Raw genomic sequence first — 13,284 nt, 5'->3', positions numbered from 1 at the left:
TGGGGGGCGCCGAACCCGCCCTGGGCCGGTGGCTGCGCCGGCGGCGGCGGGGCACCGAAGCCGCCGGGCTGCGGCGGCTGCTCCTGCGGTGCTCCGAACCCGCCCTGCGGCGGCTGGTCCTGCGGTGCTCCGAACTCGCCCTGCGGCGGCTGGTCGGGCGGCTGAGTCATCAGCGCTGTTCCCCCTCGTTCACTGATTTTTAGCCACGCCCTGAGGTTCGTGACAGACCCAAGGTCGTTCTCAGACAGTTTTCAGACGGCTCTTTCTATCACCCGGCACCGACAGTCCACGGGCCCTCGTCCGCCGCTGTTCCCAAGGGAGAACCGGCCCGTGATGCCGCCGTTACGCGCCTTCACGCCCCCTTCACGCGGCGCGCGCACCGGCCTTGCACGCGGCCGGATCGCGTCGCCCACGCCTCCCCCGCACGACCGGGGCGCGCGCCCTCACCCCACGACGGCGCGCGCTCCCCCTGTCACGCGTCCTCGGCCAGCTCCAGCCAGCGCAGCTCCAGTTCCTCGCGCTCCCCGGCGAGGTCCCGCAGCTGGGCGTCCAGTTCGGCCACCTTCGCGAAGTCGGTGGCGTTGTCGGCGATCCGGGCGTGCAGCTTGGCCTCCTTCTCGGAGACCTTGTCCAACTGGCGCTCGATCTTCTGGAGTTCCTTCTTCGCGGCGCGCTGGTCGGCGGCGCTCTTCTCGGCGCCGGCCGGCTTGGGCGCCGCGGCGGCGGTCTTCTCCGCGACGGCCTCCTCCATGCGCTGACGCCGCTCCAGGTACTCGTCGATACCTCGGGGCAGCATCCGCAGGGCGCCGTCACCGAGGAGGGCGAACACCCGGTCCGTCGTACGCTCCACGAAGAACCGGTCGTGGGAGATGACGATCATCGAGCCGGGCCACCCGTCGAGAACGTCCTCCAGCTGGGTGAGGGTCTCGATGTCGAGGTCGTTGGTGGGCTCGTCCAGGAAGAGCACGTTGGGCTCGTCCATGAGCAGCCGCAGCAGCTGGAGCCGTCGCCGCTCACCGCCGGAGAGGTCCCCGACCGGGGTCCACTGCTTCTCCTTGTTGAAGCCGAACGTCTCGCACAGCTGCCCGGCCGTCATCTCGCGCCCCTTGCCGAGGTCGACGCGCTCGCGGACCTGCTGCACGGCCTCCAGGACCCGCAGGGCGGGGTCGAGTTCGGCGACCTCCTGGGAGAGGTAGGCGAGCTTGACGGTCCTGCCGACGGCGATACGGCCGGCCGCGGGCTGCTCCTCGCCCTCGGTGCGGGCCGCCTGCGCCATGGCGCGCAGCAGCGAGGTCTTGCCGGCGCCGTTCACGCCGACGAGGCCGATCCGGTCGCCCGGCCCGAGCTGCCAGGTGACGTGCTTCAGCAGCACCTTGGGGCCGGCCTGCACGGTGATGTCTTCCAGGTCGAAGACGGTCTTGCCGAGCCGCGAGGAGGCGAACTTCATCAGCTCGCTGCTGTCCCGGGGCGGCGGCACGTCCGCGATCAGCTCGTTGGCGGCCTCGACCCGGAAGCGCGGCTTGGACGTGCGCGCGGGGGCGCCGCGGCGCAGCCAGGCCAGCTCCTTGCGGACCAGGTTCTGCCGCTTGGCCTCCTCCGTGGCGGCGATCCGCTCGCGCTCCGCGCGGGCGAAGACGTAGTCCGAGTAGCCGCCCTCGTACTCGTACACGTCGCCGCGCTGCACGTCCCACATGCGCGTGCAGACCTGGTCGAGGAACCACCGGTCGTGGGTCACGCACACCAGGGCCGAGCGCCGGTTCTGCAGGTGCCGGGCGAGCCAGGCGATGCCCTCGACGTCGAGGTGGTTGGTGGGCTCGTCCAGGACGATCAGGTCCTGTTCCTCGATGAGCAGCTTGGCGAGCGCGATCCGGCGCCGCTCGCCACCGGAGAGCGGCCCGATGACGGTGTCGAGCCCCTTGGGGAAGCCCGGCAGGTCCAGCCCGCCGAACAGTCCGGTCAGCACGTCCCTGACCTTGGCGTTGCCGGCCCACTCGTGGTCGGCCATGTCGCCGATGACCTCGTGGCGGACGGTCGCGGCGGGGTCGAGGGAGTCGTGCTGCGTGAGCACGCCGAGGCGGAGCCCGCCGGAGTGGGTGACCCGTCCGGTGTCGGTCTCCTCCAGCTTGGCGAGCATCCGGATGAGGGTGGTCTTGCCGTCGCCGTTGCGCCCGACGACCCCGATCCGGTCCCCTTCCGACACACCGAGCGAGACGCCGTCCAGCAGGGCACGGGTGCCGTACACCTTGCTGACGTTCTCGACATTGACCAGGTTGACGGCCATTTCACTCCTGTGCGCGGGGCTGTGTCGGCATGCGGCTCAGCCGCGGGGGTCAGCCTTCTAGCGTAGGGCCTCGGGGGGTGGGGGCGGGGAGCGAGGGGGCATCGGGTACGGCGGTGCAGCCGGCGCCGGCCGGCGGGACGTCCCGTGCGCGCGGCCGGACCGCGGACGGGCTGATCGCGTCCGACGCGCTTGGCCCCCCCTGGAGGACCGTCCGCACTCCGCCCCCTACAGGACTTGCGCTCCGCCCCTGGAGGACCGTCCGCGCTCCGCCCCCTACAGGACCGTCGCGCCCGGCACCGGCGCCGCCGCCGTGCGTACCGTGCGGCAGGTGCCGGAGGACCGGAGGGCCTCGGCCACCTTCTCCGCCGACCCGGCGTCGCGCGTGAGGAAGGCGGTCGTGGGCCCGGATCCCGAGACCAGCGTGGCGAGGGCGCCGGCCTCGCGCCCGGCCTCCAGCGTGCGGGCCAGCTCGGGGAACAGGGACAGCGCGGCCGGCTGGAGATCGTTGGCCGTGGCCGCCGCCAGCGCGTCCGCGTCTCCCTTCGCCAGCGCCTCCAGCAGCTCGGCCGAGGCCACCGGCTCGGGGATCTCCCGGCCCTCGGCGAGCCGGTCGAACTCGCGGAAGACCGCCGGCGTGGACAGCCCGCGCGCGGCCATCGCGAACACCCAGTGGAAGGTGCCGCCGACCTCCAGGGGCGTCAGCAGCTCGCCGCGTCCGACGCCCAGCGCCGCGCCGCCGACCAGGCTGAACGGCACGTCACTGCCCAGCTCGGCGCAGATCGCGAGGAGTTCCGCGCGGGAGGCGCCGGTACCCCAGAGCGTGTCGCAGGCCAGCAGCGCGCCCGCGCCGTCCGCGCTGCCGCCCGCCATGCCGCCGGCGACCGGGATGTCCTTGGCGATGTGGATGTGCACGGCCGGCTCGACGCCCCGGCGCCCGGCGAGGGCGAGGGCCGCGCGCGCGGCGAGGTTGGTGCGGTCCAGCGGGACCTGGCCGGCGTCCGGTCCCGCGCAGGTGACCCGCAGTTCGTCGGCCGGGGTCACGGTGACCTCGTCGTACAGGCCGACGGCGAGGAAGACGTTGGCCAGGTCGTGGAACCCGTCCGGGCGGGCGGCGCCCACGGCGAGCTGGACGTTGACCTTGGCCGGGACCCTGACCGTGACGCTCACTCGCCCGTCCCCTCGTACGCGTGCCGGTTTTCGGCGATGCGCGCGAACTCCTCGACCGTCAGCGACTCCCCGCGCGCCTGCGGGGACACCCCGGCCGCGACCAGGGCCGCCTCGGCCGCCGCCGCGGACCCGGCCCAGCCGGCGAGCGCCGCCCGCAGCGTCTTTCGGCGCTGGGCGAAGGCCGCGTCGACGGCGGCGAAGACCTCGTGCCGGGACGCGGTGGTCTTGATCGGTTCCGTCCGCCGGACGAGGGAGACGAGCCCGCTGTCGACGTTCGGCGCGGGCCAGAAGACGTTGCGGCCGATGGCACCGGCCCGCTTCACCTCCGCGTACCAGTTGGCCTTCACGGACGGCACTCCGTACACCTTCGAGCCGGGCGCGGCGGCGAGCCGGTCGGCGACCTCGGCCTGCACCATCACCAGCGTCCGCTCGATGGTGGGGAAGGTGTCGAGCATGTGCAGCAGCACGGGGACGGCGACGTTGTACGGCAGGTTCGCCACCAGGGCGGTCGGCGCGGGGCCGGGCAGCTCGGCGACGTGCATCGCGTCGGAGTGGACCAGCGCGAACCGGTCGGCCCGCTCCGGCATGCGCGCGGCGATGGTGGCGGGCAGCGCGGCGGCCAGGACGTCGTCGATCTCCACCGCGGTGACCCGGTCGGCGACCTCCAGCAGGGCGAGGGTGAGCGAGCCGAGCCCCGGTCCGACCTCGACGACCACGTCATCGGAGCGGACGTCGGCGGTGCGGACGATACGGCGGACCGTGTTGGCGTCGATCACGAAGTTCTGGCCGCGCTGCTTGGTGGGACGGACACCGAGCGCTGCCGCGAGCTCACGGATGTCGGCGGGGCCGAGGAGGGCGTCGGGGAGGGGGCTGCTCACGGGACAAGGGTACGGGCCCGCCCGTACCCCTCCCGCCCCCGCCGGGTGACCGGCCACCGGGCGGACGGCGGAATGCCGGGCGGACGGCGGGGCGCCGGGGTGCAGGGCCGGGCGGGCGGCCCGAGTGGAACGTGCGGCGGCGGGCGGTCCGGGCGGGACATGCGGCGGCGGACGGTCCGGGTGGGCCGTGGCGGGGGCCCGCGGTGGGGTCCCCGGGCGCGGGGCTGTACGGCGGCGGACCGCCCGGGGGGCGTGGTCACTTGTGCAGGCGGGCGCCGCAGTGGGGCCAGGGGGTCGTGCCGCGGCTCATGTACAGCTTCTTCGCGCGGTACGTCTGCTCCTCCGCGGGAGCGTCCTGGGGGCGCCCGCTGCCGCCGAGACTGTGCCATGTGCGCGTGTCGAACTGGTACAGCCCGCCGTACGTCCCCGAGGGGTCGACCGCGTCCGGCCGGCCGCCGGACTCGCAGACGGCGAGCCCGTGCCAGTTCAGGTCGTCGGCGCCGTGCACGGAGGCCGGCCGCGGCTTGGTGCCCACCTTCACCATCTGCTTGCGTGGCATGCGCACCACCTCGGACCTCTCGCGGCGCGGCTTCTCCCCGACCCCGTTGACGGTACGCACGAGATAGGTGATGCGGCGCAGTCCGGGCCGGCCGGGGCGGGCCACGACCTCGGTGCCCTTGAACAGCGACGGGTCCTCGGACCGCTCGACCTCGAACGGGATCTGCTCCTCGCGGATCTCGCGCCGGCCGCTCACCCGCAGCACGGTGACCGTCTGCCCGTCCCGCGGGAAGCTGTCGGGCGCGACGGAGGTGGTGTCCTGGCCGTGCAGGGTGATCCCGGCCTCCTCGATGGCCTCGCGGACGGTGGCCGCGTTGGTGCGGACGGTGCGGGCCCGGCCGTCCGCCATGACCGTGACCGCGCGCTCGGTGCGCACGTCGAGCGCGAGGCCGGCGCGGCCGATGCGCTGGGAGCGCGAGGTGGACAGGTAGGCGCCCTCGGCCCGCACGCCCAGCTCGTCCAGCGCGCCCTCCACCGTGTGCGCCGTCGTCCAGACCTCGTGCCGGCGGCCGTCCAGCGTGAGCCGTACGGGGCGCCCGTACCGCACGGCGACGGCGTCACCGCTGGCGAGTGCCGCGCCGGGGGCGGGTGTGATCACGTCGTGCGCCCCGGTGGCCACGCCCTGCTCGGAGAGGAGTTCGCCGACGTCGTCGGCGAAGGTGTGCAGGGTGCGCGGTCTGCCGTCGACGTTCAGCTCGACCGCCTTGTCCTCGGCGACGAAGGCGGTGGTGCCACCGGCGAGGAAGGCGACGACCAGCGCCTGCGGCAGCAGGCGGCGCACGGCGGAGTCCGGGCGCTCGGTGTAGCGCGCCCGGCGCCGCCGCGCGGCCCGTCCCGCCGGCCCGGCCTGCGCGGCGTACTCGTCGCTCTCGTCGCACTCGTCGGACTCGTCGGACTCGTCGCGCTCGACGTCCACCCCCGCGTCCACGGCGTGCGGGCCGTCCCAGCCCGCCCCTTCCGTCGGCGACCCGGCCCCGCCCTGCCGGGGCAGCACGCGCTGCTCTGTCCCGCCCGGGTGGACCGCCGCCTGCGCGAACGCCCCCGTCTCGTAGGCGGGCCGGTACGTGTCCTCGTACTCCGTGCGCTCCGTCCCGTACCGCGTGCCGTACTCCGCGCCGCGTCCGGTCCCGCACCCGGCTGCGTACCCGGTCTCGCACGGCGTGCCGTCGCGCCCGGCCGCCCCGTGCGGTGCCGTGTCGTACACCGGCGTCCCGTACCCCACCGTCTCCGCGTCGTGCAGGCCGGGCCACGCGCCGCCCGGTGCGCCCGGTGGCGCGGCATAGGGGCCGTACGCCGCGAAGGTCTCGTACTGAGTGTTGCTCACGCCGACACGCTCCAGAGGGCCCGAAGGCCAGAGGGGTCCGGATCGGGCCCAGAACCTAGCGGAGCGCCGGTCACTCTCCAAAGCGGCGCGACCACGCATCGTCACGGCGGGATGCCGGCCGCATCCCGCCGGGCGTTATCGGCCGGTTACGATCGATACACTCTCAGTAACCGAAAGCGCGGGCCGTGTTCGCGCCCAGCGCCGTCGCCAGCACGTCCTCGTCGACACCGCGCACGGCCGCCATCGCGCGGACCGTGACCGGAACGAGATACGGGGCGTTGGGCCGTCCGCGGTACGGCGCCGGGGTCAGGAAGGGCGCGTCGGTCTCCACGAGGACCAGTTCCGCCGGGGCGACGGCGAGGGCGTCCCGCAGGTTCTGGGCGTTCTTGAAGGTGACGTTGCCGGCGAAGGACATGAAGTACCCCTCGCGGGCGCAGATCTCGGCCATCTCGGCGTCACCCGAGTAGCAGTGGAAGACGGTGCGCTCGGGGGCGCCCTCCTCCTTCAGGATCCGCAGCACGTCGGCGTGGGCGTCGCGGTCGTGGATGACGAGCGCCTTGCCGTGCCGCTTGGCGATCTCGATGTGGGCGCGGAAGGAGCGCTCCTGGGCGGCCTTGCCCCCGGGGCCGGTGCGGAAGTGGTCGAGGCCGGTCTCGCCGACGCCTTTGACCTGGGGCAGCCCGGCGAGCCGGTCGATCTCGGCGAGTGCCTCGTCCAGCGCCGCGTCGCCGCCCGGCCCCCGGGCGCCCTGCCGGGACCAGCCGTCGGGGTCGCCGTGCACGATGCGCGGCGCCTCGTTGGGATGGAGGGCGACGGTGGCGTGGACGTTCTCGTGGGCGGCGGCGGTCTCGGCGGCCCACCGCGAGCCCTTGATGTCGCAGCCGACCTGGACGACCGTCGTGACGCCCACCGAAGCGGCCTTGGCCAGGCCCTCCTCGACCGTGCCGGACTGCATGTCCAGGTGGGTGTGGGAGTCGGCGACGGGCACCCGCAGGGGTGCCGGGAGCGGCGGTGCCGCGTTCTTGTCGTCGCCCTTGGGGTGCGGGCCGGCGTTCGAAGGCATGCCCCGATCCTACGAAAGGGGCATGCCTTCGCGGACCGGCGCCGGGTTCAGCCGGCCTTGCGCTGGAAGGGGTGCAGGATGTCGGAAAGGTGCCAGTGGTGCGGTTCCCCGGCCGGCGCGGCCTCGCGCGCGTCCCTGGCCGGCGCGGGCACCTGCGGCGCCTCGGCCGGCCCGGCCTGCGGTACCGGGTGGTGCCGCCGTTCCGCGACGCTGCGCACGGAGGAGACCTGGCCCGCACGCATGATGCGGACGACATGGCCGTCGCAGTTCTGGCAGCTGGGCCGGCTCAGCGGCGACGGCACGACGCGGCCGTCGGCCACGTAGAGCACGAACTCCGCTCCCTCGGCGTCCGTGTGGTGCTCTATCTCGTACGACTGCTCCCAGCCGTGCCCGCAGCGCATGCAGGCGAACGAATACGACTCGTGAACGACGGCTGTGGCCGTACCGCGGAGGCCGGTGCGTCCTGCTATGTCACTCATGCCAGCTCCCTGTTGCGCGGGTGCGTCCCTGATGGACGGGTGCGTCCCTTCGACCAGTGGACGCCTCCACCGGCGTGAATGCATCAGCCCTGTCGACTGTTGGAGGCGATTTGGACTCTGCTTGCCCAATCACCCCGGATGGGAAGCGTGGGCTTTGCCTTCCTCGTCAGCCTTTTGCCCGGCCATGGGACGCGCGCTCAGCCGACGCGCGCCGCGCTCAAAAGGGTGTTCCGGCAGGTCGGTGGCGTGTGCGCGGACGTGTTCCGCGTGTGTTCCGAGAGGCGTTCAGCCGACCGCGGCACATGACGCGAAAGGCGTCCAACCAGCCGCGGCACATCATGCGAAAGGCGTTCAGCCGACCGCAGCACAGAGCGCAAAAGGCGTTCAGCCGGCCGCGGCACAGAGCGCAAAAGGCGTTCGGCCGGCCGTCGCGGAAGGCGTTCGGCCGGCCGTCACGAAAGGCGTTCAGCCGGCCGCGTTCTTGGCCGCGACCACCGCGTCGAACACCACTCGCTTGGGCAGTCCCGCGTCCGCGGCCACCGCCGCGATGGCCTCCTTGCGGCGCTCGCCGGCCTCCTCACGCACCCGCACCCGCCGGACCAGCTCCGCGGCGTCCAGCTCCTCGGGCCCGGTCTCCGGCGCGCCCTCGACCACGACCGTGATCTCCCCGCGCACGCCCTCCGCGGCCCACCGCGCCAGCTCGGCCAGCGGACCGCGCCGTACCTCCTCGTAGGTCTTGGTCAGTTCGCGGCAGACGGCGGCCCGCCGGTCCGCGCCGAAGACCTCGGCCATGGCGGCGAGGGTGTCGTCCAGCCGGTGCGGGGCCTCGAAGTAGACGAGGGTGCGCCGCTCGGCCGCGACCTCGCGCAGCCGGGACAGCCGCTCGCCCGCCTTGCGGGGCAGGAACCCCTCGAAGCAGAACCGGTCGACGGGCAGCCCGGACAGGGCGAGCGCGGTGAGCACGGCGGACGGCCCGGGCACGGCGGTGACCCGGATGTCCTGTTCCACGGCGGCTGCGACCAGCCGGTAGCCGGGGTCGGAGACGGAGGGCATGCCGGCGTCGGTCACCAGCAGCACGCGCGCGCCGCCGAGCAGCTCCGTGACCAGCTCGGGGGTGCGGGCCGACTCGTTGCCCTCGAAGTACGAGATCACCCGGCCCTTGGGCGTGACGCCCAGCGCCTGGGTGAGCCGGCGCAGCCGCCGGGTGTCCTCGGCGGCGACCACGTCGGCGCCGGCCAGTTCTTCGGCCAGCCGGGGCGGCGCGTCCGCGATGTCGCCGATGGGGGTACCTGCGAGGACAAGGGTTCCAGTCACCCCCCCATCCTCCCAGGAGTCCGGGGGCCGGTTCCGGGCGCCCGCGAACGGGGGGAATCCGACCGTGTCCCGACCGGTACCGCACATGCACGGGACTCGCACAGCACGGTTCCCTACGATGGCGCGGTGACCAGTACCGCGTCCTCCATGGACCTCCGGCAGGACCAGGCACCGCACGACCGGCGGCCGTCGTGGCAGCAGCGGCTGCGCCGATTCGGGTACGTACCGGCCAAGGACGCGCCCTCGGGCGACGTACGCGACCGGCTGGTGCCGCCGTACGCGGAGCCGAGCCCCCGGCTGTGGCGGGCGCTCGGCGCGTCGCCGGTCCTCGCCTCGCGGATCACCCGCTGGTCGGGCTGGGGCGGGCCGCTGCTGGTGACGCTGCTGGCGGGCGTGCTGCGGTTCTGGCACCTGGGCAGCCCGCGCGCGGTGATATTCGACGAGACGTACTACGCCAAGGACGCCTGGGCGCTCGTCCACCGCGGTTTCGAGGTCAGCTGGGACCAGTACGGCAAGAACGCCAACGACCTGGTGCTCCAGCGGCACGGCCGGCTGGCGGTGCCGGTGGACCCGGCGTACGTGGTGCACCCGCCGGTCGGCAAGTACGTGATCGGGCTCGGCGAGATGCTCTTCGGGTTCGACCCGTTCGGCTGGCGGTTCATGACGGCGCTGCTGGGGACGCTGAGCGTGCTGATGCTGTGCCGGATCGGGCGCCGCATCTTCCGCTCGACGTTCCTGGGCTGTCTCGCGGGCGCGCTGATGGCGGTGGACGGCCTGCACTTCGTGATGAGCCGGACCTCGCTGCTCGACGGCGTGCTGATGTTCTTCGTGGTGGCCGCGTTCGGGTGTCTGGTCGTCGACCGGGACCGGGCGCGGGAGAGACTGGCCGCCGCGCTGCCCGTGCTGCCGGACGGCCGGGTCCGGCCGGACGCGGACGTCGCCGACGCCTTCCGCTTCGGGTGGCGCCCCTGGCGCTGGGCGGCCGGCGTGATGCTGGGCCTGGCCGCCGGCACGAAGTGGAACGGCCTGTACGTCATGGCCGCGTTCTGTGTGCTGACGGTCCTGTGGGACGTCGGCACCCGCCGGGTGGCCGGCGCGCACCGCCCGTACCTGGCGGCCCTCAAGTACGACACCGGCATCGCCTTCGTGGCGACGGTCCCGGTGGCGCTGGTGGTCTACGTGGTGTCCTGGACCGGCTGGATCCTCTCCCCGGCCGACGGCACGGGCGGCTACTACCGCAACTGGGCGGCCACCGACGGCAAGGGCGGCACCTGGTCGTTCCTGCCGGACTGGCTGCGCAGCCTGTGGCACTACGAGCACGAGGTCTACAAGTTCCACGTCCACCTGGACCAGCCGCACACGTACCAGTCCAACCCGTGGAGCTGGATCGTGCTGGGCCGCCCGGTGTCGTACTTCTACGAGTCCCCCTCCCCCGGCGCGGACGGCTGCCCGGCGGACGCGGGCGAGAAGTGCGCCCGCGAGGTGCTGGCGCTCGGTACGCCGCTGCTGTGGTGGGCGGCCTGCCTCGCGATCGCCTACGTCCTGTGGCGCTGGGCGTTCCGCCGCGACTGGCGGGCCGGTGCCATCGCGTGCGGGATCGCGGCCGGCTACCTGCCCTGGTTCCTGTACCAGGAGCGGACGATCTTCCTCTTCTACGCGGTCGTCTTCCTGCCGTTCCTGTGTCTGGCGGTGGCGATGATGATCGGCGCGATCATCGGCCCACCGGGCTCCGGCGACACCCGCCGCCTGGTGGGCGCGGTGGCGGCGGGCGTACTGGTACTGCTGATCGCCTGGAACTTCATCTACTTCTGGCCCCTGTACACCGGCACCGCCATCCCCATCGACCAGTGGAGATCGCGGATGTGGCTGGACACCTGGGTCTAGCAGGGTGGACACGCGAGGACGGCCCGGCACGATGCCGGGCCGTCTTGGTCGTTGTTGGCCGTCGGAGGTCGTCGCTGGCCGCCCTCAGACGGCCCGGAGACGGCCCCGTCCCGCTGGCCTAGTTGGGAGATTCACAGACCGCGCGGGTAGTCCTTGCTGTCCAGCGCTAACGGTCTAACGCACCGGCGACCTCCACGTCTGCCCCACGGAGTGAGACCCAGACATGGCAAGATCACTCCCACAGGATGACGGCGTCAGGAGGGCTCCGTGGGAAGCCATCTACCAGACTTCATGCTGATCGAAGCCAGTTCTGCGATTTCTGCGATTTGCAAGTGCTGGCCCGGTTCGGCACTCACAGCGAAGCAGCCCACATCCGCGGCCTCGGTCGCCCGCTGTCCAGCCTGCTCGTTCTCTGCCCTAACCACCGAGTCCAGTTCGACGCACTCGCCATCTACGCGGACGCCGATGACACCGTCCGTGTGACCGCCGACGGCACCTTCAAGGCCGGCCCCGTCGGCACCCCGCTCACCGGATCAACAAGGCACATCTCCGGTATCACCATGCTCTTGGCGGCAGGGCCACGAGTAGCCGCACATGCCCCTTGGCCCTCGGCTAACGGGCAGCAGGCGCCAGCGCAGCAGCTGTACAGCGGACTTAGTTCACCACTACGACCTGCGGCTTTTCGCGTATGGCCTACCGTCGTGGGACACCTGGGGAAACAAGGGTCGGCCGAGGAATCTATTCAGGGGTCCAGCGCAGGCGATGGGGCCTCTTTAAGGCAAGCCTTAGATACTATTTTGTCCTAAACATGACCAACCTTGCTCCTACGTGACCACGCCCCTGCTAGCGTCAGCCGCGACAGTCACCAGAGGGAGGCTCGTTGTTACACGACAAAGTCCGCAAAGCAGTACAGGCGGCAGGCGTCATCGGTGCGGCCACTGTGCTAGGCCTTGCCACATCCACCTCCGCTAGCGCCCACGTCGTCTATCAGGACGAAGAGGTGTGGTCGAACTCCGACAGTTCAAAGTGTGAGTACACCTATTCCGAAGTCTCTCACGGCGGCCGCGGAGGCTACACGAAAACCCAAGGCCATGCCGGACAAAATGGAACCGGAATCGGCGGCTGCATTTTCCCCTACGAGCGCCCAGCCGGCAACCTCGAAGTGGGCTACCAATATATGAAGTACAACGGCAGTACATGGTACGTCTGCCGTGAGTATATGAGCGGCATCTACAACACCAAAAAGACCAGCATCCTCACAACCAGCTACGACTTCGGCGTATACCCCCCGTGTGGAGGCGGCGACTACGCCACCAAGGCGGGCTCCGGCCTCTACTACGGCGGCACTTGGTACGGCCGTAACGTCCCGATTTGGTCCGGATCCCACTTCATCGAACCGTAGAGCGGAAGGTGCCACATGAGCAAGATTCTTACCGGAGCCGTCGCCGCAGCAGCACTCATCATCGCCGGCGGGGCAGCAGCATCATCCGCGATGGCAACCGATACGGGGCACACGCCGCCGCCACCGCCGGCGTGGGTAAACGCTGACGGAACGACCGACGTCAGCAAGATTCCCGACAAGCTCCCCGTCATGGGATCGGATGGGAAACCCCTCAAAGACAGAGACGGTAAGCAGGTCTACGTGCCAAGCGGCCAACAGCCGTCCACGCCTGGATTAGGCCGTGCGGCGACAGACAATCCCGACGCCAAGCGCTGGACGGAGACCGACGGCAAGGGGCATACCATCGAGCACGTCGAAGTGGAGCCGACAGCTCCAGCTGCGGGCTGACACCGACTGACTGATGCGGAAGGGGAAGCATGCGCCCGGTCCTAACCCTGTGTGCATTGTGGTATTTCCTCCTCGGTGTCCTGCTGCTCGGAACTGGGCCCGCTTTCCTATCCGTCGTCGCCGCCGCCGCGCTGGGCGTCTGTTCGGCAACGCTGCTACGAGCAGTCGCTGCCTGGAAAAGTGACCGAGGCCGTGCCGTAAGCTCCGCGCGCCGTTCGTCCTGGGCGGTCCTAGCAATCTGCGGCATGTTCGCAGCGGTATGGGCCATCTCTGTCATGTCAGCCGGCGCATATCCCATGTTTTATGCAGCGCAAGCCAATGGAACGTTCCTCTCGCTCGGCGCCACAGCTTTACCTGCCCTTTTGGTGCTCATTTCCTCACGGGTTTCGCGATAACACAGGTCCACGTTTTCAGGTCACCAGAGTGCTCAGCGTGACGCCCTGCCGTACCGAGGACGATCAGAAGTCGAGTGCAGCCCCGACCGCCCGTCTCCAGCACGGACCGGGTGCTCGGGGCTCATATGCTCGGAGCCCATAGCGAGATGTCC

10 protein-coding genes are annotated in these 13,284 nt (G+C 71.6%); 3 read left to right on the top strand and 7 right to left on the bottom strand.

Going from position 1 to position 13,284, the window contains the following annotated elements; translation table 11 throughout:
- Positions 1 to 472 precede the first annotated feature (472 nt).
- The 7 genes from GT045_RS10035 to rsmI form a co-directional block, all read right to left on the bottom strand.
- Positions 473 to 2,281 carry an ABC-F family ATP-binding cassette domain-containing protein gene (locus tag GT045_RS10035; RefSeq protein WP_161288458.1) on the bottom strand — a complete coding sequence of 603 codons (1,809 nt, stop codon included), beginning with the start codon at positions 2,279 to 2,281 and terminating at the stop codon, positions 473 to 475.
- A 273-nt stretch (positions 2,282 to 2,554) separates the two neighbouring features.
- Complete coding sequence (locus GT045_RS10030) at positions 2,555 to 3,448, bottom strand: 4-(cytidine 5'-diphospho)-2-C-methyl-D-erythritol kinase (protein ID WP_161333947.1); 894 nt, start codon at positions 3,446 to 3,448, stop codon at positions 2,555 to 2,557.
- Entirely contained in the window at positions 3,445 to 4,326 is an 882-nt protein-coding gene (gene rsmA, locus GT045_RS10025; protein ID WP_161333946.1) for a 16S rRNA (adenine(1518)-N(6)/adenine(1519)-N(6))-dimethyltransferase RsmA, read from the bottom strand. The genes GT045_RS10030 and rsmA overlap by 4 nt, the downstream gene beginning before the upstream one ends.
- Positions 4,327 to 4,582: 256 nt before the next feature.
- The gene (locus GT045_RS10020; RefSeq protein WP_345942600.1) at positions 4,583 to 6,208 is read right to left on the bottom strand and encodes a ubiquitin-like domain-containing protein; all 1,626 of its coding nucleotides are present in this window, start codon (positions 6,206 to 6,208) and stop codon (positions 4,583 to 4,585) included.
- 163 nt (positions 6,209 to 6,371) lie between these two features.
- The gene (locus GT045_RS10015) at positions 6,372 to 7,271 is read right to left on the bottom strand and encodes a TatD family hydrolase (protein WP_161333945.1); all 900 of its coding nucleotides are present in this window, start codon (positions 7,269 to 7,271) and stop codon (positions 6,372 to 6,374) included.
- A gap of 47 nt (positions 7,272 to 7,318) precedes the next feature.
- On the bottom strand, positions 7,319 to 7,750 hold the full coding sequence (locus tag GT045_RS10010; RefSeq protein ID WP_161333944.1) for a hypothetical protein: 432 nt from the start codon (positions 7,748 to 7,750) through the stop codon (positions 7,319 to 7,321).
- Between the two features lie 465 nt (positions 7,751 to 8,215).
- Entirely contained in the window at positions 8,216 to 9,064 is an 849-nt protein-coding gene (rsmI, locus tag GT045_RS10005; protein ID WP_161290593.1) for a 16S rRNA (cytidine(1402)-2'-O)-methyltransferase, read from the bottom strand.
- Between the two features lie 126 nt (positions 9,065 to 9,190).
- On the opposite strand from rsmI, the gene GT045_RS10000 reads away from it, so the two are divergent.
- From GT045_RS10000 to GT045_RS09990, 3 genes are all read left to right on the top strand, one after another.
- Positions 9,191 to 10,948 (top strand): phospholipid carrier-dependent glycosyltransferase, encoded by a 1,758-nt coding sequence (locus GT045_RS10000; protein WP_161290595.1) that lies wholly within the window; start codon positions 9,191 to 9,193, stop codon positions 10,946 to 10,948.
- 880 nt (positions 10,949 to 11,828) lie between these two features.
- On the top strand, positions 11,829 to 12,350 hold the full coding sequence (locus GT045_RS09995; RefSeq protein ID WP_161333943.1) for a hypothetical protein: 522 nt from the start codon (positions 11,829 to 11,831) through the stop codon (positions 12,348 to 12,350).
- Positions 12,351 to 12,365: 15 nt separating this feature from the next.
- Positions 12,366 to 12,737, top strand: a complete 372-nt coding sequence (locus tag GT045_RS09990; RefSeq protein WP_161333942.1) for a hypothetical protein — start codon at positions 12,366 to 12,368, stop codon at positions 12,735 to 12,737.
- The last annotated feature ends 547 nt before the right edge of the window (positions 12,738 to 13,284 follow it).

Source organism: Streptomyces sp. SID486 (assembly GCF_009865385.1).
Taxonomy (GTDB): domain Bacteria; phylum Actinomycetota; class Actinomycetes; order Streptomycetales; family Streptomycetaceae; genus Streptomyces.
Note: the sequence above shows the minus strand (reverse complement) of the source record. Positions and strands in the feature narration are given on the sequence as shown.